Source organism: Chryseobacterium soldanellicola (genome assembly GCF_900100115.1).
Lineage (GTDB): Bacteria > Bacteroidota > Bacteroidia > Flavobacteriales > Weeksellaceae > Chryseobacterium > Chryseobacterium soldanellicola.
Genome location: NZ_FNKL01000003.1, coordinates 939,743 through 963,917 on the forward strand (window position 1 = coordinate 939,743; position 24,175 = coordinate 963,917).

A 24,175-nucleotide genomic window follows, 5' to 3' on the forward strand; every position below is an offset into this window, starting at 1 on the left:
GCTTCTTTTTTCTATTTTTAAATTCTGAAAAAATATTTTAGAAATTAGCCTCTTAAAATTGAATTATGCCACATACAAATATCGCCGGAGACAATATCATAAGTTTACAAAGCGCCAAAATCGCTCAAAAAAGCTTTACTGTTCTCTCTGATGTTAATTTAAACATTAAAAAAGGTAGATTTTGCTACCTTATCGGGAAAACAGGTTCCGGAAAAAGCTCGCTTTTAAAGACGCTTTACGGGCATATTCCTTTAGCATCAGGACATGGAGCGGTTGTAGGTTTTGATTTAGCAAAACTGAAAACTTCTGATATTCCCAATCTGAGAAGAAAGTTGGGAATTGTTTTCCAGGACTTCCAGTTGTTATCCGACAGAACGGTTGAGAAAAATTTAAGATTCGTTCTTGAAGCGACAGGCTGGAGCGATAAAATAAAGATGGAAGACCGTATCAATGAGGTTTTAGGAAGTGTGAATATGAAAAGCAAGAAGCACAAAATGCCTCACGAGCTTTCCGGTGGCGAGCAACAACGTGTGGCGATTGCAAGAGCTCTATTGAATCATCCGGACCTGATTTTAGCGGATGAGCCGACAGGAAATCTGGACCCTGAAACTTCTAATGAAATTATGACCTTATTAAAGCAGGTCGCGTTAGAAAACGGAGCAGCTGTAGTAATGGCAACACACGATTATCACATGATCCAGAATTTCCCGGGAGAGGCAATCAGATGTGAGGACGGCAAGGTTTCTGTACTGGATACGGCGGAATTATTTGAATAAATTAGAAGATTAAGAAATTTAGAGATTATGATACTACTAACTTCTAAAATCTAATTTCTAACTTCTATACTTTAAAAATATGAAACTCTTTCGTGAGTTCAAGATATTGGTCCGAGTATTGTCTCGGACTTTTTTCTATGGTAAATTCTGATTCGTCAAGCGTTTTTTCAGCTAAAGAAAATTCTAAGATCAGTCTTTTTACTTTTGAATTTTCAATGCCTTTAATATTGATTTTCCGAATCAAAAACAATTGATTTTCGTTTGCAATTTCAATTAAATCATCTCCGGCTTCGACAGGAATAATGACTGAAAAAATTCCGTTTTCAGAAAGGAATTTTGAGGATTTTGAAATTAATTGAGCGAAATTTAATTCCACAGTTTGTCGGGCAATTTTATCTTTTTCTGAACCAGATTCTTCAAAATAAGGCGGATTTGAAACAATTAAGTCAAATTTTTCTTCCATTTCAAAAGTTTTAAAATCCTGAAAAATATTTTTTAACCTTAAATGAAAAACAGAATTTTCAAAATTTAATCGAGTGAGATTTGCAGCTTCTTCATTAATATCAATTCCTAAAAATTGAGCTTTAGGATTTCTTTGAGCCAGCATTAATGAAATCAAACCCGTTCCTGTGCCGATTTCTAAAACTTTTATAGCATTATTTATATTGGCTAAAGCACCAAGCAAAACGCCGTCTGTTCCCACACGGAAAACGTCCTTTGACTGTTGGATTTCAAATTGTTTAAACGTAAAAGGCTTCACTATAAATTGGTCGGTAACGTAATTGTGAATGTAGAACCCTTCCCAACCTCAGATTTTACGGAAATTTCTCCTTTATAATCTTCAACCATTTTTCTTACCATTGATAAGCCAAGTCCCATTCCACTGTTTTTGGAGGTGAAATTAGGTTCAAAAATTCTTTCGTAAATATTTTCTGCAATTCCGATACCATTGTCTTGCACAGAAATCATCACTCTTCGCTGATGTTGTTCAACATCTACATTGATAATTAATTTTCTTTCATCGCTTTGCGCCTGTTTGGCGTTGGTCACAAGATTGGTAATGATCCTGGAAAGGTAAATTCTATCCATATTGATCATGATATTACTTTTATTGGAATGAATAAAAATACTGTCATCATTGAAAACTCTCAGGATATCTTCGACTTCGTTATTTAAATTAATTACTTCATTATTTTTTTCGGGAAGCTTGGCAAATTCCGAGAAAGCGGAGGCCACCGTCGCAATCAGATCGATCTGATCGACCATTGTTTTGCTCATTTGCTTCACTTTTTCATTGATATTCGGGTCGGTGGGATCAAATTTCCTTTCAAAATTCTGGATTGTCAGCTTCATTGGCGTTAAAGGATTTTTTACTTCATGCGCAACCTGTTTTGCCATTTCTCTCCAGGCTTCTTCCGATGCCTTGAAACGCAACCTTTCCTTCTGGTCCTGAATCTGCAAAATCATCCTGTTGTAAGCTCTTGCCAATGCATTCAGCTCATCATTTTTATAATATCTGATGGGCCGCATTTCGTTTTCAAATAAGGTAATTCTTGTGATCATATCAGAAAACTTGGTAATTGTTTTCGACAGGCCATTAGAAGTAATCCAGCTTATCCAGATACTGAATAAAATAAGAAAAATATCAACCAAAAGGATGTATTTAACATATTTATGAAGAACATCAAGGTACGCAGATTCATTATGATACAAAGGGATATATACAATGGCAATAGGTTCCAGGACATTATTTTTTAAAACCAGATAAGATGAAGTGAAAACCGCATCTTTAGCCTGATCATAACCTCTGATATCCATCCGGGAATCTTTGGAAAGGATTTTATTGACAACATTTATCGGTACTTTTTTTTGCTCCACCAGACTTTTATCTTTATTGGAAAGCAAATAATTTCCTTTTAAATCATAAATAACAATATCATGTTGATTAATATCTGCAATTTCAAGTATTTTATTACTTAAAACCTCAGGAAGATCTTTAGTTTCTACATAAGATCTGCTCACAGCATAATCCAAATATCCCATTACAGCGTTGGTTTTATCCTGCATATCGATCTCGCTCTGCTCCAAAGAATTATTCCTTAAAACAAAATACGGAACCAGTGACGATGCTGCAACGCTCAAAAGACAAACAAGCAAGAAACCGAAAAACACCCGGTTTCTTAAGCTGTACCCTTTATATTTATTCAACGATGACATTTTGTTTATTAATTAACCTAGCAATATACTTACCAATTATATCAAATTCAAGATTTACCTTGTCTCCTGTTTTCAAATATTGCATATTGGTAAATTCCCAAGTGTAAGGAATAATCGCCACCGAGAACTGAGAATCCTCGCTTTTTGCGACGGTAAGGCTAATTCCGTTGACTGTAATTGAGCCTTGAGGAACGGTTACAAAATTTCCGCCGGCTTCATATTTAATCGTAATAAAATAACTTCCGTCTTTATTTTCAATGCTTACCACTTCACCGGTTTTATCAACATGTCCCTGAACGATGTGCCCGTCTAATCTTCCATCCATTTTCATGCAGCGTTCAAGATTTACGACAGTTCCTACATCCCATTTTCCGAGGTTGGTTTTTTCTAAAGTTTCATTAATTGCAGTGACTACATAATGATCGCCTTTGATCTCTACAACCGTTAAACAACAGCCGTTATGCGCCAGGCTTTGATCTATCTTTAATTCATTGGTAAAAGGGCATGTTAAAGTAAAATCAATGTTACTTCCTTTTTCTTCAATCTTCTCAATAACCCCAACTGCTTCAATAATTCCTGTGAACATATTATTTTTTGCTAAATTTGTAAATTATAATCTTCAAAGATAATCAAAATGAGCCCAAAAAACCATAAAGTACGAGTAGGAATTTCAATCGGAGATTTCAATGGCATCGGTCCGGAAATCATCATGAAATCCCTGAATGACAAACTTATTACAGATTTTTTCACGCCTGTAATTTTTGGTTCGGGAAAACTTTTCACCTATCAGAAAAATATTTTTAAGCTTAATTTAAACTTCAATTACATCAATGAGGCGTCACAAGCACAGGGTGGAAAGATCAATATGGTGAATCTCGTGAAGGAAAATGTGAATGTAGATCTGGGAAATCCCACTGAAGAATCTACAAAAATGGCGATTGATTCCCTGGAAGCAGCAACAGAAGCTTTAATGAAAGGAGAAATCGATGTTCTTGTAACCGCACCCATCAATAAAGATGAAATGATGAAAATGGGCTTCAAACATGCGGGCCATACCGGTTATTTTGAAGAAAAATTCAGTAAAAAAGGATTGATGTTTCTGGTAACAGACGGTTTGAAGGTAGCCGTTCTGACTCATCATATTCCCCTTGCACAAGTTGCTGAAAACATTTCTAAGGAAAAAATTAAAAAGCAGATCAGAATTTTAAACCAGACTTTAATTGAAGACTTTTGTATTCAGAAGCCGAAAATTGCAGTTTTAGGATTAAACCCGCATTCAGGAGACGGCGGTGTGATCGGAAATGAAGAAATTGAAATCATTTCTCCGGCGATCAGAGAACTTTCAGATAATGGGATTCTTGCCTTTGGACCTTTCCCTGCCGACAGTTTTTTCCAACCGAATAAATACCGAAATTTCGATGCCGTTTTAGCGATGTATCACGATCAGGGCCTGGCTCCGTTTAAGACTTTAGCGTATGAAGAAGGCGTTAATTACACAGCCGGACTTCCTTACATAAGAACCTCTCCCGATCACGGAGTAGCGTACGATATCGCAGGAAAAAACCTTGCCGATGAACAGAGTTTTACGGAAGCTATTTTCACGGCCATTAAGATTTTTAAAAACAGAGCGGAATATAATGATCTGATGAGCAACAGACTACAACCTAGAAAAATGGCTATTGACAACGGAGTAGACGAAGATTTGCCGGATGAAGCCGAAGCATAAATCATTAAAACAAATTTTATATTAATTTGTTGAACAATTTATTTGTAATTATAAAAAAAATGCATATTTTTGCACACTCATTTTATGGACAAGTTAAGAAACTATGACGTGAGCTTTTCCGGACTTAAAACCGGGAAGCATCAGTTCAAATTTGAGATAGATAAAACGTTCTTTCAATTATTTGACACTGAGCAAGAATTTACAAATCCTAAGATTTCAGTAGATGTTTTTCTTGAAAAGCACACTACTTTTTTAGAATTTGTAATAAAGATCAACGGAACGGTACAACTGGTTTGTGATATTACAAACGAAGATTTTGACCATCCTGTAGAAAACGAGATCAAGGTTTTGGTAAAGTTTGGAGAAGAATATGATGACAGCGAAGAAGATGTAATCACCATCCCGGCCAATGACCATGCTTTCAATGTAGCACAACTGATTTACGAGATTGTAGCCCTTTCAATACCTATGAAAAAGGTTTCACCTAACGTAAGCGATGAAGATCTTGAAATTCTTGAAAAATTCAGTCCGAAAGAAGTTGAAGAGGAAGAAAAGAGTGACCCGAGATGGGATGCACTCAAAAAATTAAAAGATAAAAATTAAAATAATTTAAATATGATGAGATGATGAAAAGAATCTCATCGCTCATCAAATTAAAAAAGTTATTACAAGATGGCACATCCAAAGAGAAGACAATCGTCCACAAGAAGAGATAAGAGAAGAACTCACTACAAAGCTGTAGTTCCTCAATTAGCTAAAGATGCAACAACAGGAGAAATGCACCTTTACCACAGAGCTCACTGGCATGAAGGGAAACTTTACTACAGAGGTAAAGTAGTATTGGAAAAAGAAGTAGCAACTACTGAAGAAAACTAAGAGTCGTTTTTCATCGAAAAACACTCGTTTTAATACAAAAACCGCCCGATTTTGATAAAATTGAGCGGTTTTTTGTTGTTTTTTATGTTTTTTTGGTATCTTTGAACCAAAATCAAATATCAAATTTATGGACATTAAAGACATACAAAATCTTATCAAGTTTGTATCTAAGGCTGAAGTTTCTGAAGTGAAGTATAAAACTAAAGATTTCGAAATCACTATTAAAACTCCATTAGCTGGAAGCGAAGTAGCATACGCTCAACCTGCAGTGTACCACACTGCTCCACAACAAATGACTGCTCCCGCACAAGCTCCGGCTGCTGTATCTGCACCTGCTGAAAAAGCTGAGGCTGCATCTGATGACAGCAAATATATCACCATAAAATCTCCAATGATCGGAACTTTCTACAGAAAGCCATCTCCAGATAAAGACGTATTTGTAAACGTAGGTGACGAAGTTTCTAACGGAAAAATCGTTTGCGTAATCGAAGCAATGAAGCTATTCAACCAGATTGAATCTGAAGTAAGCGGAAAAATCGTTAAAATTTTAGTTGACGATGCTACGCCTGTAGAATATGACCAACCTTTATTCTTGGTAGATCCATCTTAAGGAATTTTAGATTAAAGATTATAAATTTTAGATGAAAACTTTTTCATTTAAAATAATTTAAAATTCAAAAATTTATAATTTAAAATTTCGGAGAGATGTTCAAAAAAATATTAATTGCCAATCGTGGCGAAATTGCAATGCGTATCTTACGTACTTGTAAAGAAATGGGAATCAAAACTGTTGCAGTATATTCTACTGCCGACAAAGACAGCCTTCATGTAAGATTTGCTGACGAGGCTGTTTGTATTGGTCCTGCGATGAGTAAAGACTCATACCTAAAAATCCCTAACATTATTGCGGCTGCAGAAATTACAAATGCAGACGCCATCCATCCGGGTTATGGATTCTTATCTGAAAATGCTAACTTCTCAAGAATTTGTCAGAAAAACGGCATCAAATTTATCGGTGCTTCTCCTGAGCAGATCGAGAAAATGGGAGATAAAGCTAATGCTAAAGCGACCATGAAAGCTGCTGGTGTACCTTGTGTACCGGGTTCCGACGGTTTGATTGAATCTTACGAGCATGCTGTAAAGGTTGCTGAAGAAACAGGATATCCCGTAATGATCAAAGCAACTGCCGGTGGTGGTGGAAAAGGAATGAGAGCCGTTTGGAAAGCTGAAGATCTTAAAGATCACTGGGAATCTGCCATTCAGGAAGCTGTGGCTGCGTTCGGAAACGGAGGCATGTACATGGAAAAACTGATTGAAGAGCCTAGACACATCGAAATTCAGGTTGCGGGTGATCAATATGGTAAAGCTTGCCACCTTTCTGAAAGAGATTGTTCGGTTCAGAGAAGAAATCAAAAATTAACAGAAGAAACGCCTTCTCCGTTCATGACCGATGAGCTTCGTGAGAAAATGGGTGATGCAGCCGTAAAAGCAGCAGAATTTATTGGATATGAAGGGGTTGGAACAATCGAATTCTTGGTTGACAAGCACAGAAATTTCTATTTCATGGAAATGAATACCAGAATTCAGGTGGAGCATCCAATTACTGAGCAGGTTATTGATTATGATTTGATCAGAGAACAAATCCTTTTAGCTGCAGGAACTCCGATTTCAGGAATTAATTATTACCCAAAATTACATTCAATCGAATGTAGAATCAATGCGGAAGATCCTTACGCAGATTTCAGGCCATCTCCGGGAAAAATCACGGGATTAAATATTCCTGGCGGACACGGAATCCGAGTGGATACTCACGTGTATTCAGGATATACAATTCCTTCTAATTATGACTCCATGATCGCAAAATTGATCACAACGGCTCAAACCCGTGAAGAAGCGATTGCAAAAATGAGACGTGCATTGGAAGAATTCTATATTGAAGGGGTAAAAACTACAATTCCTTTCCACAGACAATTGATGGATGATGAAGATTATCTTTCAGGAAACTACACTACAAAATTCATGGAGAGCTTTGTAATGGATAGAAAATATGATAATCACTAAGATTATTTAAATAAAATTGATGAAACTGTCTCAAAAATGAGGCAGTTTTTTTTATTGCTAATATGAATATAATTCATATTAAGGATCAGCATTAATAATTTCAGAATAAAATTAATAAAAGACCTGAAAAACATGTATCCGGTTATTATTGTTCATTCAAGTCACTTTTTTAACTTTAAAATAAATCACTAACTTTGTGGAAAACCTAGAAACATATGTCAACAGTAGAAACAGCAAAAAACTCACAGTATTTCATTGACCTTGAGGACAAACACGGAGCGCACAACTACCACCCTCTTCCAGTGGTTTTAGACCGCGGGGAAGGCGTTTTTGTCTGGGATGTGGAAGGCAAGAAATATTATGATTTTCTTTCCGCTTATTCTGCTGTCAATCAAGGACATTCACACCCAAAAATTGTTGAAGCCCTGGTAAATCAGGCCAAGAAATTAGCCTTAACCTCAAGAGCTTTTTACAACTCAAATTTAGGCGAATATGAAAAGAAAATAACTTCTCTTTTCGGATTTGATAAGGTTTTACCCATGAATTCCGGGGCTGAAGCGGTAGAAACTGCCGTAAAATTAGCCAGAAAATGGAGCTATGAAGTAAAAGGAATTTCAGAAAATTCAGCAAAAATCATTGTTTGCGAAAATAATTTTCACGGAAGGACGACAACCATCGTTTCTTTTTCAAATGATCCTGATGCCAACCAAAATTACGGCCCTTTTACGCCGGGCTTTATTAAAATTCCTTACAACGATATTGCAGCGCTGGAAGAAGTTTTGAATAATGAAGCGGAAAATATTGCAGCATTCCTGGTTGAGCCCATTCAGGGTGAAGCCGGAGTATATGTTCCTGATGAAGGTTTCCTGAAAAACGCTTCGGAGCTTTGTAAAAAACACAATGTGCTTTTCATTGCCGATGAAGTACAAACCGGTATTGCACGAACAGGAAAATTGATCGCCTGTCATCACGAAGATGTACAACCTGATATTTTAATTCTTGGGAAAGCACTTTCGGGCGGAATGTACCCTGTTTCGGCTGTTTTGGCTGATAATGAAATTATGAACGTCATTAAACCGGGACAGCACGGGTCAACATTTGGAGGAAATCCTATCGCTTGCGCGGTTGCTGTAGCTGCTTTGGATGTTGTGGCGGAAGAAAATTTATCTGAAAGAGCCGAAGAATTGGGTCAGCTATTCAGAAATGAAATTGAAAAACTGATTGAAAAATCCGACCTTATTACAAAAGTAAGAGGAAAAGGTCTGCTAAATGCTATTTTAATTAATGATACTCCGGACAGCTCAACAGCCTGGAATCTTTGTTTACAGTTAAAAGAAAACGGACTTCTTGCCAAGCCAACGCACGGGAACATCATCAGACTGGCGCCACCGTTGGTTATTACAGAAGAGCAATTGCTTGATTGTATAAGAATTATTGAAAAAACTATTTTAGATTTCAAAAAATAAATATGCCTGAACTCACTGAGAAAGTTAGTGGCCTAATCATAACATTTAACGAAGAAAAAAATATCCGGGAAGTACTCGAATGTTTTGATTTCTGTGATGAAATTATCATCATTGATTCTTTCAGCACTGATAAAACACTGGAAATAGCGCAGAGCTTTCCCAATGTAAAAATTATTCAGAATAAATTTGAAGATTTTACAAAACAAAGAAATTTTGCGCTGGATCATGCAAAAAACGACTGGGTTCTGTTTCTCGACGGCGACGAAAGAATTACGCCCCAACTGAGAAGTGAAATCATCGAAAAGCTAAACAGGCCTTATAAAAAAGATGCTTATTACTTTTACAGAAAGTTCTTTTTTGCCGGAAAACCCATCAATTATTCAGGGACGCAGACTGATAAAAATTTCAGGCTTTTCAGAAGATCAAAAGCAAGATATATTTCAGAGAAAAAAGTGCATGAAACATTGGAAGTACATGGTACAATCGGTGAATTAAGAAATAAACTGCTGCATTTTTCCGTTAGTGATTATGAATCTTACAAGCAAAAAATGATTCATTACGGAGTTTTAAAAGGGCAGGAACTGGCTTCAAAAGGAAAAAAATTCAGTTCTTTGACGCAATACTCCAAAACCGCGTTCAAATTCTTTAAGGCATACATTTTGCGTTTAGGTATTCTAGACGGAAAAGAAGGCTATCAGCTTTCGTATCTGCAGTCATTAAGTGTTTTTGAAACATATGAATCATTAAAAAAGGAGCAAAATTGATTGAATGAAGATTTGTGTAATTAGTTTCGATTTTTGGGGGTATGACGAGCATATTGTAGAAGCTTTATGTGCAAAAGGTATCAACGCTCATCACATTAAAATAGGCGATGTAACGCATTCTAATTTTAGTGAAAGGGCGACGAATGCCGTAAGCAAAATTTTTCTCAATAAAAACCTGAAAACGGAGAAAAGACAGAAATTCGTTTTAGATTCTCTCGAAAATTTAGGACATCAGGATCAGATTTTGGTGTTAAATCCCGACACTTTTGATCTGGCAACATTAGAAAAAATAAGAAAATATACCGACCGGTTGATTACCTATCTGTACGACAGCCTTGACAGGCTTGCTGTAGAAGAGCAAAAATTAATTCTTTTTGATAAAATTTTTTCCTTTGACATTGCAGACAGCAAAAGAAATGATTTTGAAAAATTAACCAATTATATTTATCTTCCCCATCAGAAAAGTGAAGACCAAAACCCTCAAATGGATCTTTTTTATATTACTTCTTACGATAATAAAAGGGTTTCACTTATCAAATTACTGGCAAAAAGATTAATTGACCTGAAGCTTAAATTCCAGATTATGGTCATTGGAAAAAAAGGCTGGAAACATCAACTGAAAAACATCTTTATTACCGTTCCCGAACAGCTTAATATTATCTTCAGCATTAAAAAGATCTGCCACGAAAAGCTTCCTGAATATTATAAAAATTCAAAAGCTTTACTGGATCTTACCAGGGAAAACCAGCATGGGCTGAGCTTTAGGGTATTTGAAGCCATGGCGCTGGAAAAAAAGATCATTACTGATAATGAATACATTAAAAATTACGACTTTTACAATCCAAACAATATTTTGGTTTTAAACGAGACCTGCAGTAATCTTGACAAATCTTTTTTTGAGCTGCCTTATCAAAAAATTCCTGATGATGTTTACTACAAATACACGCTTGACAACTGGGTAAATGTAGTTTTTAAATTACGCTGAATGCCTCGTAATATATTTTAGAATTTAGCCTCATGATTACATATTCCGACCAATCAAAAATCATTATTTTCTGTCCCCCAAACAGTGTTACGGGAGGGCCCGAAGCTTTACATCAATTAGCCGATAAATTATATCATCTTGAGGTTAAAAATGTGTTTATGCATTACATTCCTCAGAGAAAAAATGCAAAACCTATCAATTATAATGTTTATCAAACCAATGAGATAGATAGTGTTGAAGACACAGCAGAAAATATTCTGATCATCCCGGAATCCATGACTTTTTTAGTAAAAAAACACCCCAAAAGCCAAAAAGTAATCTGGTGGCTGAGCGTAGATTTTTATAAAATTTTAATGGATCACAGAATAAAAAGACAAAGCATTTTCACAAAATTATTCTACCAGCAAAAAGACCGGGAATATTATTTTGAGCATTTGCCTAATGTTTTTCAGTGGGCGCAGTCTTACCGATCTTCCGTTTACCTCAAAGATCACGGCATTCCTGCCAACCAGATAGATTTTGTTTGTGATTATATTAATCCAAGCTTTTTAGCCAATAAAGAAGCGATACAAAAAGATCTTACCAATAAGACAATTTTGTACAATCCCAGAAAAGGAAAAAAAGAAATCTCTCAGTTAATTAAAGCTTCACCGGAACTCACTTGGGTTCCTATTCAGAATATGAATGCCGGCCAGATACAGGATTTGATGGCAAAATCTTTACTGTATGTAGATTTCGGTGAAAACCCGGGAAGAGATAAAATGCTGCGCGAGTCTGTATCACAGGATTGCTGCATCATTTCCGGAAAAAACGGATCTTCTGCTTTTTATGAAGATTTAATGATTCCTGAGGATTATAAATTCAGTTTCAGTGAAAGTAAAATTCCTGAAATTATTGCAAAAATTAAAGATGTTTTAGAAAATTATTCAGACCATATTCCTCAATTTACAACCTATAAAAAAATGGTTTTGAACGAGGAAATTGCATTTGAAGAAAAACTGAAAGAAATATTTAAAAAATGACGTTAAAGAAAATTACATTAATTTATCCTTTTGCGTACGGTTATATTGATTTTGTCGTTCAGGAGCTTCAATCCAATGAAAATATTCAGGTAACAGACATAAAAACTGATACTATAAAATATACTTATCCCAATATTTTTGTGAAAATCCGGAACGGAATCACTAAATTATTCGGAAGCAATATCAAAAAAAAATATTTTGCCCAACAGGTTTTACAGCAGATCAAGGAAAAACAGGATATTATTTTTGTGATCAGGCCAGACATGTTGGAAGTTTCTTTATTAAAGGAATTAAAACAAAACACAGAAACTTTTATCGCTTATTTTTATGACAGCTGTAAAAAATATCCAAAACAACTCGAAATAGCTCATTTTTTTGACGAAATCTATTCGTACGAAAAAGAAGATATAGAAAAATATCATTTTATTGAAACATCTAATTTTATTTACGATCAGCAAATAGAACCTGAAGAAATAAAATATGATATTTTCAACGTTTCATCTTATGATTCCAGAATTGATGAAATCAACACGGTTTCAACGCAATTATTTGAAGCGGGTTTCAAGATTTATTTTGTCCTGTTTTGGTTTGAAAAATTGTCGTATCCGCATTTAATTTCAACCACAGAATATCTTTCACTTAAGGAAACAAAAAAACTGATTTCACAGTCGAAAGCCATGATCGATATTCAGAGACAGGATCAGAAAGGATTGTCTTTCAGGACTTTTGAAAGTTTGGGATATCGAAAAAAATTAATAACAACTAATATTTCGGTAAAAAATTACGATTTTTACCATCCAAATAATATGTTGGTCATAGACAGCAATAATTTGCATCCTGATGAAATTAAAAATTTCCTGGAGTTAGATGATGTAGAAATTTCTCCCGACATTATAAAAAAATATACGGTAGAGACTTTTACAAAGAAAATATTCAAATTATAAGAACATGGGTATCAAGAGAAAAATAAAAAATTATATTTATTTAAAAAATCATTATCCTTTATCGGAGAAGGCCATTATTCCTGATGAAAATAAAAAAAATATACTTATTGTAGACAGCCAGATTCCTACATTTGACAAAGATTCTGCATCAAACAGAATTACGGAAATCGCGAAATTCTTAGCAAAATATTACAATGTTTATCTTATGGATTGGCGAAAAGCAATTCCAAAAGTAGAATCAAAAAAATATATTAAAAACTTAAATGACCACAATGTCATCGTTTATACACCATTCATAGGTAAATATGGCATTATGAAAGGTAAAAAGCATTTCATTAACACGCTTCTTCCGAAGCTTGATTTTGTGTGGTGCCACAGACCTGAACTTTTTGAGCATTATTTAAATTTTTTCAGAGAAAAAGCTCCAAAAGCGAAAATTATTTATGATATGGTTGACATTCATTACCTGAGAATGGAAAGAGGTCTTGAAATTAAATACGACAAAGTAAGAGCAAAGGAACTCATTCATTATAAACATATTGAAACCGAACTTTGTAAGCAAGCCGACAAAATTGCGGTAATCAGTGATAAAGAAAAAGAATTTATGACGGCTTTTGTAGATCAGTCAAAATTATTTACAGTGAGCAATGTTCATAATTTAAAAGTAAAGCCGGAAGATATGCCGCCTTTCGAAAAACGAGACGGAATTTTCTTTATTGGTACATTTTTACACGATCCTAACGTAGATGCCGTTGAAGTTTTATACAACAATATCATGCCTTTGGTTTGGAAAGTTTTGCCTGATTTAAAAATCACAATCATCGGTTCGGAAGCTCCTGAGCATATTGAAAAAATGAATTCTGAAAGGTTTGAAATCGCAGGTTTTGTAGAAAATATTATTCCTTATTACGAAAAATGTTTTGCCTCCGTTTCGCCTTTAAGATTTGGCGCGGGCGTGAAAGGTAAGATCGGACAGGCCCTGGAATACACACTTCCTGTACTGACAACCGAGATCGGCGCAGAAGGAATGTTCCTGGAAAATGGAGTGACCGCATTGATTTCAGGAAACGAAGATTATCAGAAATTCGCAGATAATATCATTGAAATCTGCACCAGCGAATCAACCTGGAATACCCTTCACTACAATTCAGAAAAAGCGATTTATCCTTTTTCTATCGAAGCTCAGAAAGAAGAAATTTTTGAAATGCTGCAATGAAAGATTTAGCAATAATTATTTTGAATTACAACTCTTTTGAAGATACATCAAGAGAAGTAAACGCTTTGTTGAGTCAAAATTGTCCCGTAAAATCGATCTACATTGTAGATAATAATTCCGGAGATAAAGATAAAATTGCAGAATTCGGATTACAAAAAAACATTAATTTTATTGTAAGTGATACAAATGGAGGTTATGCATACGGTAATAATCTGGCCATAAAAGAGGCTATAAAAGATGGGAAAAAGTATTTTTTACTGCTTAATCCTGATATTGACATAGATATTGCAACTATAGAAACATTATATAAAGATTTACAGAAAAAATCCGATATTGGTGTTGTTGGTCCCAGAATATGTTATAGAAATGACAAAAATAAAATCTATTCAGATGGTGGATTATTGCATCCTGAAAAAGGTTTTATGGGAGAACATGTACATTTTAACATAAATAAATCTGACGCGCAAAGCCAACCGTATAATTATCAAATAGATTATGTTGACGGCAGTGTTTTTATGTTCAGAAAAGAGCTTTTGGATGAAGTAGGATTCATGAACGAAAAATTTTTCATGTATTATGAAGAATCTGAGTGGTGTTTAAGAGTTTTAAAAAAAACAAAATGGAAATTAGCGGTCAATACAACTGTATCCGCTTTTAATATTTACAGCGAAAAGGGAAGTTTTTACGAATATTATATGACCAGAAATAGATTTTGGCTTTGCCGCCTATACAACGGAAATATAAAATATGTAAAAAAAGAACGATGGAAACTGGCAAGAAAAGCCTTTAAAAGAAGAGATTTTTCTTTAGCAAAAGCATATACCAAAGGTATTATAGACGGGATTTATTCAAAGTTATAATGATTTAAGTTTATTACGCATTATGGGCAAAAACAAAAATATGATCAAAGCGGGTTATCTTTTATCCTATGATTATTCTTATATTTTTACATCTGTCAATCAGATTTATCATGAGGTTGACAGTATCGTGATAAGCTATGATGCCGATCATAAAACCTGGGCAGGGAATGATGTTTTTATTCCGGAGAGCTTTTTTACAGATATTAAAAAAATTGATTCTGATAATAAGATTACATTTTACAAAGATAAGTTCTACGTTCCCGGAATGCAGCCTATGGAACTTGAAACCAGACAAAGAAACATGATGGCGGAAAAGCTGGGTCTGGATGGATGGCATATACAAATAGACGGCGATGAATATGCGTACGACTTCAAAAAAATAACTCAATTTTTAAGAAATAACAGTTTTCTCTTAAAAAAGCCGGAAAAGAATCCTATTAATTTTCAGGTAAATTTTGTCACTCTTTTTAAACAAAACGAAGAAGGTTTTTTTGTGATTACTCCTTTTGACGAAAAGTGTATGCTTATCACCAATTATCCAAAATATGAATACGCAAGGCTTACGAATAAAGGCCGTACTCTTCCGTTAGATTATTATTTAATCCATCAATCCTGGGCAAGAGACGAAGAGGAAATTGTAGAAAAAATTAATAACTGGGGACATAAAAATGACTTCGATACTTCAAAATTCCTCGATCTATGGAAGGAACTGAATGCATCTAATTATTCAGAATTTAAAGATTTTCATCCGATATACAAATCATTATGGAAAGAACTATCTTTTTTCCCATCTAAAAATATCGATGAGTTTATTTCCTTATTTTCAAAAAAATACCCCCAAAAAGAATTACATCTGAACCTGTCTTTTACAAAAAAAATAAAAATGCGGATCAAAGGCTTTTTTTAAATTCATTAATTACATTACTATATAATAGAAAAGGTAGCATAATACTACCTTTGCTTTTTGCTGTATTTATCTTTTAGCTTCTGTCATACTCATCATCAATCCTCACAATATCGTCTTCTCCGAAATAAGTTCCTGTCTGTACTTCAATGAAAACCACAGGCTTATCAGAAAGATTCATCATTCTGTGCTTTGCGCCAAGCGGAATAAAAATACTTTCTCCGTAAGCTAATTTTATTTCTTTATCATCCAGAACAATTGTGGCATCGCCTTCAACGATCGTCCACTGTTCCTGTCTTTTGTGATGATACTGGTAAGAAAGCTTTTGACCCGGATCAACTTCAATTCTCTTTAATTTATAATTCGGCTCATCGGCCAGTACAAAATATTTCCCCCAAGGTCTTTCTCCGATTTCTAACATAATTTACTTTTTATTAATTATACAAATGTAGATATTCAAATCAAAAAAGCCAATAACCAAGACATTAAACCTCCTTAAAACACATAATTTTAAGTAAATTTGCATCAAAATTTTAATTGAAATGGAGAAAGTAAGAGTACGTTTTGCTCCAAGTCCTACCGGACCTTTGCATTTGGGAGGCGTAAGAACCGCATTATATGATTATCTTTTTGCTAAAAACCAAGGAGGTGAGTTTGTATTGAGAATCGAAGATACAGACACGGCAAGATACGTGGAAGGAGCAGAAGAATACATCGAAGAAGCCCTTGAATGGTGCGGGATCATCGCTGATGAAAGTCCTAAAAAAGGAGGAAAATTCGCTCCATACAGACAATCGGAAAGAAGAGATATTTACGACAGATATACAGAGCAGATCTTAAAAACAGATTACGCTTACATCGCTTTTGATACCGCAGAAGAATTAGACGCCATCCGTGCTGAATTTGAAGCAAAAGGAGACGTTTTTTCTTATGATAACAAAACAAGAAACCGTTTGAGAAACAGCATTGCACTTTCTGAAGAGGAAGTTGAAAAATTATTGCTTGAAAAAACACCGTATGTCGTAAGATTTAAAATGCCGATTGACAGAGTATTAAATCTTGAAGACATCATCCGCGGGAAATTCTCTGTGAATACCAATACATTAGACGATAAAGTTTTGGTAAAAAACGACGGAATGCCAACCTACCATTTTGCCAACATCATCGATGATCACGAAATGGAAATTTCTCACGTCATTCGTGGCGAAGAATGGCTGCCGTCTTTAGGCTTACACAAATTACTGTATGAAGCAATGGGTTGGGAATCACCACAATTTGCGCACCTTTCATTGATTTTAAAGCCTGAAGGAAAAGGAAAATTAAGCAAAAGAGACGGTGATAAATTCGGGTTTCCCGTGTTTCCGCTGGACTTCAAAGATCCTGTGACAGGCGTTGTTTCTAAAGGTTACAGAGAAAACGGCTATCTTCCTGATGCATTCATTAATATGGTGGCATTATTAGGTTGGTCGCCTGCCGATGATAAAGAAATTTTGCCTTTGGAAGATATGATTAAAGAATTTGATCTTCATAAAGTGCATAAAGCAGGAGCAAGATTCAGTAAAGAAAAATCAGAATGGTTCAACCATCAATATATTCAGCTAAAATCTGATGAAGAATTACTTCAGATTTTGAAAAATTCAGATTTAAATTTAAATATTGAAGACGGAAAATTGCTGAAAATCATTCATTTGATGAAAGAAAGAGCCACTTTCCCGAAAGATATTTACGAAAACGGAAAATTTTTCTTCAAAGCACCCACTTCTTATGATGAAAAAGCATCAAAAAAAGCCTGGAATGATGAAACTTCTGCCATTTTAGGTGAATTAGCTTCAAATTTAGAAAATGCTGAATTTAATGCTGAAAACGTAAAGCAGGTTGTGCATGATTTTGCGGAAAATAAAGGCTTGGGAATGGGTAAAGTGATGATGCCTTTACGTCTGGCACTGGTTGGAGAATTGAAAGGTCCGGACGTTCCCGATATTCTGGAACTTATTGGAAAAGAAGAAAGTATCTCCAGAATACACAATGCTATAAATAATTTTAAATAGAATTCCCATAATTTTTCATAAATTTGAAAGATTTAATTTACTTCAAGAAATGGAATATTTAAGTTTCGAACTTCCTATACAAGAATTAATGGAGCAATACCAGACATGCTCTTTAGTAGGAGAAGAAAGTGGTGTTGATGTAAAATTAGCATGCAGCCAGATTGAGGACAAGATCATAGAGAAGAAAAAAGAAATCTATGGAAACCTTACGCCTTGGCAGAGAGTACAACTATCGCGTCATCCGGATCGCCCTTATACACTAGACTATATCAACGGAATGGTAGACAAAGGAAGTTTCCTGGAACTTCACGGTGACAGAAATTTCGCTGATGATCCCGCTTTAATTGGTGGTTTAGCGACATTAGACGGTCAAAAAGTAATGATTATAGGTACTCAGAAAGGAAGAACAACCAAAGAAAGACAACACAGAAGGTTCGGAATGCCGAATCCTGAAGGATACAGAAAAGCTTTACGACTAATGAAGCTTGCTGAGAAATTCAGAATTCCTGTAATAACTTTGGTTGATACACCGGGAGCATATCCTGGGCTGGAGGCTGAAGAAAGAGGTCAGGGAGAAGCCATTGCAAGAAATATTTTTGAAATGACAATGCTTAAAACGCCGATCTTCACTTATATTATCGGTGAAGGAGCAAGTGGCGGCGCATTAGGAATCGGTGTCGGAAACAAAGTATACATGTTGGAAAATACGTGGTACACCGTAATCGCACCGGAAAGCTGCTCATCAATCCTTTGGAGAAACTGGGATCACAAAGAAGATGCTGCCAACGCATTAAACCTTACTCCAAAAGACGCTTTAAGAGAAAAATTCATTGACGGAATCATCGAAGAACCACTTGGTGGCGCACATTATGATCCGGAAACGACTTACTTAAATTTGAAAGCTTCAATTTTACAAAACATTAAAGCTTTTTCAAAATTCACAGGCAAAGAACTTGAAACCCAAAGACAAGATAAATTTATTGCGATGGGCCAGTTTAAAGGATAAAAATAAAACGGTTAAGAAATTTCTTAACCGTTTTTTATTTCGTTTCGTTAATATCCAAGTTTATCAATCATCTCTCAGATTCAGCTCAATCTCAATATCTTTATTAATCTTTTTCAACGAAGAATATTTGGCATCACAAACCATTGTTGTTAAAACATATTCGCCTTTATCTACCATCAGATAATTTTCTCCGTTTGCGGGAACATCCAGATTATAATATTTTTTACCACTTATTTTTACAATTAAATTACATTTTGATCTGTTTTTAATATTAATGTAAGCATCTTTATCCGACGGATCATTGTTTAGCATATGAGTCAATAAAGCAGCAGTGCGCTTACTTTTTTCATTGGGCTCAGATTTTTTGCTTGAAGTTCCTACACTTCCTACGCTAGCATAATTTACCGTTCTTGCCGGCGTTGTCGCTGTATTTTTTGTATTTGAAGCGAAAGTTTTAGAATTATTAAGCTCAGAATTGTTGGTAATCTTTGCCACTTCGTTTTTACTTAATGGGGTAATGGTAGGTTTTGCTTCAGGGGAATTATCTGCCATAATGATTTCTATGAGCCTTTTCTTGAAAAAATCGGTTCTGGCGTGCCCCGGATTTTGTTTTAGAAAACCGGCAATCACTCTTGCTTCTTTAGAAATTTCGGCATCTTGCTCGGTGTATATGATCATGGTTTCTTTCTCCACGATGGCTTTTGACTTGGCTTTTTTCTTTTTTTGAGAAAAACCAAGGGTAAATATGCATAAAAATAGGATCAGGAATATTTTTTTCATCTATTAAACATTTAAAAATCGTTAAATAAGTACATAACGTGAAAAGTCATTTTTTAGTTTATCATTAAAATCATTATCTTTGCACAGCTTTAAAATTAAGCTAAAAATTAATACTAATCTTACAATATAAAAAATAATAGATATTATGTCTTATACACCAGCTGCTGCAGACGTAGCAAAATTGAGAAACCAAACAGGTGCAGGTATGATGGACTGCAAAAAAGCGCTAGTTGAAGCTGAAGGAGACTTCGAAAAAGCGGTAGACATCCTTAGAAAAAAAGGACAAAAAGTTGCTGCCAACAGAGCTGACAGAGAATCTGCTGAAGGTGCTGTAATTGCCAGAGTAAACGAAGACAACACGTTGGGTACGATCATCTCTTTAAATTGTGAGACTGATTTCGTTGCTAAAAACGAAGCGTTCATCGAGCTAGCTTACGAATTGGCTGAAATGGCTATTTTCGCGGCAACTAAAGAAGAGCTTTTAGCTACAGATTTCCACGGGCTTACTGTTGCTGAAAAATTAATCGAGCAAACAGGGGTTATCGGTGAAAAAATCGAGATCGGTGCATTCGAAAGAATCCAGGGGCCTTTCTTAGGTGCTTACATCCACGCAGGAAACAAAATCGCTGCCATCACTTCTCTTTCTGCTAAAGTAGACGGAGCCGACGAAGCTGCCAAGTCTGTTTCTATGCAGGTTGCTGCAATGAACCCAATTGCTCTTGATGAAAATGCTGTTTCTCAGGAGACTATCGATAAAGAATTAGAAATCGAAAGACATAAACTTACTGAAGAAGGTAAGCCTGCAAATATTATCGATAATATCTTGAAAGGTAAAATGCAGAGATTCTACAAAGACAATACATTGGTGCACCAGGATTTCATTAAAGACAACAGCATGTCTGTTGCTGATTATGTAAAATCTGTAAACGCAGACCTAAAAGTAACAGGATTTGTAAGAGTAAGCCTAGCTTAATTAATCTTTCAAACAAAAATATCAATCCCGGTGAAATTTTTTCATCGGGATTTTTATTTTATTTCACCAAATTATGAATTTATTCTTAATATTAAAAAATTATTAAATTTTCAACAAATTAACAAATAAAACAATTCTATAGTAAAAAACCGTGTAATATTTTGATTATTAATACTTACATTTGCACCCCTTATTAATAAACATGAAAAAAATTTTACTAGCTGTTTGCACCTTTCTTTGTTTATTCGCTAATGCACAATTGGATACCGACCACTGGTTTGCTCCCATGTCAGCGAAAGCCGGAGTCGTTAATCTTGAAGGATATTTATATCTATCGACGAACGAAACCACTCCGTTTCCGGTGCAGATTTTTAATAATAATACTCTTTATACTACAGTTCAGGTAAGCAAGGGCAATCCTTTACAGGTCCCGATTCCTAATGGTTTTTTAATAACTCCGGATCAGAATCAGCTATTCACGCCGAATTCAATGGGATTATATGTGAAAGGTTCTAAAAAATTCTTCGCAAATTATCGTTTTTCACTTCAAAACCATGCTGAAATCATTACTTCTAAAGGTCTGGCAGGCTTAGGAACGACTTTTTATGCAGGGGTAGTTCCCAATACAGGATCAAATTATTTCATCGGTTCAATGATTGGCGTAACAGCAACTGAAGACAACACAACGGTTGTGTTTTCAGGATACAATCCGAATGTTATTTTCTCTGACGGATCTTCGACTCCTACAAAAACAGTCACTCTTAACAAAGGGCAATCCTATATTATGGATGTTGTAAGCAGTGATGCTTTCCAAAATTTAGATGGTTTAGTCGGCGCAAAAATCGTTGCCACAAAACCAATTTCTGTTACCAACGGAAATTTCAACGGCGTTTACACCAATATGAATTTTACGAATAATGACGTATTGATGGATCAGGCAGTTCCGGTTGACAGATTAGGAAAAGATTTTGTGGTCGTAAAAGGAAACGGCACCGTTGCTTCCCAAATGGAAACAGCATTGGTTATTGCTACAGAAAACAATACACAACTTACCATCAACGGAAACATTACACCCGTTATTCTTAATGCGGGGCAATATTATATGGTTCCGAGCACCAGCTATATCAATCACGGAAACAATAATTACAACATGAGCATTTCGGCAACGAAAAATATTTATGTATATCAATTATTGGCCGGTGTTTCTACAGGAAATGAATATCCTACCGGCGGAATGAATTTTATCCCGCCTTTAAGCTGTTTTATGCCTAATAAAATTGATGAAATCGGATTTATTAATAAAATCGGTTCGCAAACTTTTGGCACAAGACTTAATATTATCACGCAAACCGGCGCAACGGTAACGTTAAACGGGAATTCGATTGCAGCTGCCAACGGACCTTATCCTGTAACGGGAAATCCGAATTGGGTAACGTATTCAATTCCGAGTGTAACGGGAACTATTACTGTAAATTCAACAAAATCTGTAACCGCAGGAATTGCTGCAGGAAGTGGCGCTGTTGGTTATGGCGGATATTTCGCAGGATTCTCTTCGGTTCCGGCAATTACAAAAACAGGCGATTGCTACGCCGGAATTCTGCTTCAGGTTGACAATACGTATGATGCTTATCAATGGTATTTAAATGGAAATCCGATTCCGGGGGCTACATCCTATTCCATCAATCCTGAATTATACGGAGCCGGAGCCTACACTTGTTTAATTACTAAAAATAATTGCGAATCAAGATTAACAGCAGCTTATAATTATACTTTATGTCCGCCTATTTCGACGACGACTTACAATATTGGCTCTTGTAACACAAAAGTGATTACTCCGGCTTTTACAGCATCAACACAAACGATAACGCCTTCACAGACGAGTATTATTTCTGCACCAACTTCAGGAACGGCAACGGTAAATCCGGCAACAGGACAAATCATTTATACTCCGAATCCGGGATTGACAAACGATACGACGGATACATTTATTTATTATATTCAGGGAAACGGCAATCCTTTTGATTTTGAATATTTTAAAATTATCATTAATATTGATGTTTTACAGGTAAATAACGCTTCCCTTACATCCTGCGCAGGAGCAAACGGAAACGGAACTTTTGATTTAACCTCAACAAACCTTTCTCCGGACCCGGGAACTACGGTTACTTATTTTACCAATGCCAATCTGACGGGGCAAATTACAGCTCCTGCAACGTACAGCGGACCGGCAGGAACAATTTATGCCAATGTAACTTCACAATACGGATGCCCGAAACCGGCTCAGATAAATTTAACAACGACTCCCGCTCCGAATATCAATACAACCAATTATAATGCAACCCTTTGTGATGATAATTTTGACGGAACTGTCAATGTAAGCTTCTCCACTATTTCTCCACAGATTGTAACGAATGCAGCAAATTTTAACGTAAGATATTATTTAAATCAAACTGATGCTAACGCCGGAAATAGCAATACGTTACCCGCAAACTGGACGTACACCGCCAATACCACTGTGTATATAAGAGTAGATGCACTCACAGGAAACTGTCCCGCCGCCTTTGGACAAATTAATTTTAAGATAGGAAACAGGATCACTCTGCTTTCCGGTACGGTAACGACTGATATTTGTGATAACGACATCAATGGTTCTGAAAATGTGAATCTTAATGATTATAAAAATTTATTTACAACCGATCCCAGTGTCATTTTATCATTCTATACTTCATTGGCAAATGCTCAGGCAGGAACCAATGCAATTTCTCCGAATCAGCTCATCAACGCTAACGGAACATTTTATGTAAGATTTACAAGCAATACAGAATGCCCGAATACAGGTGTTTTAAATATTAATCTTAAAACTCCAAAAAAATCAGACAAGCTTCATGATCAGGTCGTTTGTTCGGATGAAAAAGTGACCTTAGATGCAGGTGCAGGCTTCACGTCCTATCTTTGGAATACAGGAGCTACCACTCAGACGATTCTTGCGGGTGCAGGAAATTATTATGTAGATTTAGGATTTAATGGATGCATATATCGTCAGAACGTAACGGTAACGACCGCTCAGGCTCCTACGATTAATAAAATTGAAGTTACAGGATTCAACGCAACTGTTTTTGTTTCAGGAGGAACGCCGCCTTACCAATATTCTTTAAACGGGATTGATTATCAGACTTCGAATGTTTTTACGGGTTTAACAAGAGGAATTCACAATGTGTATGTGTTGGGAGCAGACGGTTGCCAGCCGGTCATCAAAGAATTTTTAGTATTAAATCTTGTTAATGCCATCACCCCGAACGGAGACGGAATTAATGATATTTTAAATTATTCTGATTTAAGAATAAAACAAGATGTTTCTATTGAAATTGTTGACCGGTACGGAGCACCTGTTTACAAATCTGCAGATAAAATTTATACATGGGACGGGAAGGTGATGGGAAGGCCTTTATCAACCGGAACTTATTGGTATATACTTAAATGGATCGAGCCTGATACCAAATTACCAGTTTCGTATTCGGGATGGATTTTAATTAAGAATCGTGACTAAATTT

Annotated in this window: 23 protein-coding genes; 18 read left to right on the plus strand and 5 right to left on the minus strand. The window is 35.6% G+C overall.

The genetic code is table 11. From position 1 onward, the window contains the following. Positions 1-65 precede the first annotated feature (65 nt). On the plus strand, positions 66-776 hold the full coding sequence (locus tag BLT04_RS13720) for a cell division ATP-binding protein FtsE (RefSeq protein WP_089756340.1): 711 nt from the start codon (positions 66-68) through the stop codon (positions 774-776). 64 nt (positions 777-840) lie between these two features. Here the strand turns inward: BLT04_RS13720 and BLT04_RS13725 are convergent, their stop codons facing one another. From BLT04_RS13725 to BLT04_RS13735, 3 genes are read right to left on the minus strand one after another with little or no spacing between them, the layout of a single operon-like run. Beyond that, positions 841-1,536, minus strand: a complete 696-nt coding sequence (locus tag BLT04_RS13725) for a tRNA1(Val) (adenine(37)-N6)-methyltransferase (RefSeq protein ID WP_089756341.1) — start codon at positions 1,534-1,536, stop codon at positions 841-843. Further along, the gene (locus tag BLT04_RS13730; RefSeq protein WP_089756342.1) at positions 1,536-2,993 is read right to left on the minus strand and encodes a sensor histidine kinase; all 1,458 of its coding nucleotides are present in this window, start codon (positions 2,991-2,993) and stop codon (positions 1,536-1,538) included. The genes BLT04_RS13725 and BLT04_RS13730 overlap by 1 nt, the downstream gene beginning before the upstream one ends. Then, positions 2,977-3,579 (minus strand): riboflavin synthase, encoded by a 603-nt coding sequence (locus BLT04_RS13735; protein WP_089756343.1) that lies wholly within the window; start codon positions 3,577-3,579, stop codon positions 2,977-2,979. The genes BLT04_RS13730 and BLT04_RS13735 overlap by 17 nt, the downstream gene beginning before the upstream one ends. Positions 3,580-3,627: 48 nt before the next feature. Here BLT04_RS13735 and pdxA point away from each other — a divergent pair, with 48 nt between their 5' ends. The 13 genes from pdxA to BLT04_RS13800 all read left to right on the plus strand — a co-directional run bounded on the left by pdxA (position 3,628) and on the right by BLT04_RS13800 (position 15,820). Continuing rightward, positions 3,628-4,719 (plus strand): 4-hydroxythreonine-4-phosphate dehydrogenase PdxA, encoded by a 1,092-nt coding sequence (gene pdxA / locus BLT04_RS13740; RefSeq protein WP_089756344.1) that lies wholly within the window; start codon positions 3,628-3,630, stop codon positions 4,717-4,719. A gap of 84 nt (positions 4,720-4,803) precedes the next feature. Beyond that, positions 4,804-5,322 carry a YceD family protein gene (locus BLT04_RS13745; RefSeq protein WP_089756345.1) on the plus strand — a complete coding sequence of 173 codons (519 nt, stop codon included), beginning with the start codon at positions 4,804-4,806 and terminating at the stop codon, positions 5,320-5,322. 69 nt (positions 5,323-5,391) lie between these two features. Then, positions 5,392-5,595 carry a 50S ribosomal protein L32 gene (rpmF, locus tag BLT04_RS13750; RefSeq protein ID WP_034678990.1) on the plus strand — a complete coding sequence of 68 codons (204 nt, stop codon included), beginning with the start codon at positions 5,392-5,394 and terminating at the stop codon, positions 5,593-5,595. A 127-nt stretch (positions 5,596-5,722) separates the two neighbouring features. Further along, complete coding sequence (gene accB / locus BLT04_RS13755) at positions 5,723-6,205, plus strand: acetyl-CoA carboxylase biotin carboxyl carrier protein (RefSeq protein ID WP_089756346.1); 483 nt, start codon at positions 5,723-5,725, stop codon at positions 6,203-6,205. Between the two features lie 95 nt (positions 6,206-6,300). Next, the gene (gene accC / locus BLT04_RS13760; RefSeq protein WP_089756347.1) at positions 6,301-7,656 is read left to right on the plus strand and encodes an acetyl-CoA carboxylase biotin carboxylase subunit; all 1,356 of its coding nucleotides are present in this window, start codon (positions 6,301-6,303) and stop codon (positions 7,654-7,656) included. A gap of 215 nt (positions 7,657-7,871) precedes the next feature. Continuing rightward, positions 7,872-9,122 carry an ornithine--oxo-acid transaminase gene (gene rocD, locus BLT04_RS13765; RefSeq protein ID WP_089756348.1) on the plus strand — a complete coding sequence of 417 codons (1,251 nt, stop codon included), beginning with the start codon at positions 7,872-7,874 and terminating at the stop codon, positions 9,120-9,122. Positions 9,123-9,124: 2 nt separating this feature from the next. Continuing rightward, positions 9,125-9,886: a glycosyltransferase family 2 protein gene (locus tag BLT04_RS13770; protein WP_089756349.1), complete on the plus strand. Its 762-nt coding sequence runs from the start codon at positions 9,125-9,127 to the stop codon at positions 9,884-9,886. Between the two features lie 4 nt (positions 9,887-9,890). Next, positions 9,891-10,871 (plus strand): WaaS/CpsH family glycosyltransferase, encoded by a 981-nt coding sequence (locus BLT04_RS13775; RefSeq protein WP_089756350.1) that lies wholly within the window; start codon positions 9,891-9,893, stop codon positions 10,869-10,871. Between the two features lie 32 nt (positions 10,872-10,903). After that, complete coding sequence (locus tag BLT04_RS13780) at positions 10,904-11,893, plus strand: hypothetical protein (RefSeq protein ID WP_089756351.1); 990 nt, start codon at positions 10,904-10,906, stop codon at positions 11,891-11,893. Beyond that, positions 11,890-12,837, plus strand: coding sequence for a WaaS/CpsH family glycosyltransferase (locus BLT04_RS13785; RefSeq protein ID WP_089756352.1), 948 nt, complete (start codon positions 11,890-11,892; stop codon positions 12,835-12,837). The genes BLT04_RS13780 and BLT04_RS13785 overlap by 4 nt, the downstream gene beginning before the upstream one ends. A gap of 4 nt (positions 12,838-12,841) precedes the next feature. Beyond that, entirely contained in the window at positions 12,842-14,053 is a 1,212-nt protein-coding gene (locus BLT04_RS13790) for a glycosyltransferase (protein ID WP_089756353.1), read from the plus strand. Continuing rightward, complete coding sequence (locus BLT04_RS13795; protein WP_089756354.1) at positions 14,050-14,913, plus strand: glycosyltransferase family 2 protein; 864 nt, start codon at positions 14,050-14,052, stop codon at positions 14,911-14,913. Before BLT04_RS13790 ends, BLT04_RS13795 begins: the two co-directional genes overlap by 4 nt. Before the next feature lie 22 nt (positions 14,914-14,935). Then, a complete protein-coding gene (locus BLT04_RS13800) occupies positions 14,936-15,820 on the plus strand; it encodes a hypothetical protein (RefSeq protein WP_089756355.1) in 885 nt (294 codons plus the stop codon). A gap of 73 nt (positions 15,821-15,893) precedes the next feature. On the opposite strand, the gene BLT04_RS13805 is transcribed toward BLT04_RS13800, so the two are convergent. Beyond that, positions 15,894-16,238, minus strand: coding sequence for a phosphomannose isomerase type II C-terminal cupin domain (locus BLT04_RS13805; RefSeq protein WP_170828480.1), 345 nt, complete (start codon positions 16,236-16,238; stop codon positions 15,894-15,896). A 121-nt stretch (positions 16,239-16,359) separates the two neighbouring features. Here BLT04_RS13805 and gltX point away from each other — a divergent pair, with 121 nt between their 5' ends. Next, positions 16,360-17,865: a glutamate--tRNA ligase gene (gene gltX, locus BLT04_RS13810; protein ID WP_089756357.1), complete on the plus strand. Its 1,506-nt coding sequence runs from the start codon at positions 16,360-16,362 to the stop codon at positions 17,863-17,865. Positions 17,866-17,914: 49 nt separating this feature from the next. Continuing rightward, positions 17,915-18,871: an acetyl-CoA carboxylase carboxyltransferase subunit alpha gene (locus tag BLT04_RS13815; RefSeq protein ID WP_089756358.1), complete on the plus strand. Its 957-nt coding sequence runs from the start codon at positions 17,915-17,917 to the stop codon at positions 18,869-18,871. 63 nt (positions 18,872-18,934) lie between these two features. Here BLT04_RS13815 and BLT04_RS13820 read toward each other — a convergent pair whose 3' ends face one another. Continuing rightward, on the minus strand, positions 18,935-19,651 hold the full coding sequence (locus BLT04_RS13820; protein ID WP_089756359.1) for a DUF6759 domain-containing protein: 717 nt from the start codon (positions 19,649-19,651) through the stop codon (positions 18,935-18,937). A 145-nt stretch (positions 19,652-19,796) separates the two neighbouring features. Between BLT04_RS13820 and tsf the strand changes: the two genes are divergently transcribed. Then, positions 19,797-20,624, plus strand: a complete 828-nt coding sequence (gene tsf / locus BLT04_RS13825; RefSeq protein WP_089756360.1) for a translation elongation factor Ts — start codon at positions 19,797-19,799, stop codon at positions 20,622-20,624. Positions 20,625-20,826: 202 nt separating this feature from the next. Then, entirely contained in the window at positions 20,827-24,171 is a 3,345-nt protein-coding gene (locus BLT04_RS13830) for a T9SS type B sorting domain-containing protein (RefSeq protein ID WP_089756361.1), read from the plus strand. Positions 24,172-24,175: the final 4 nt, after the last annotated feature.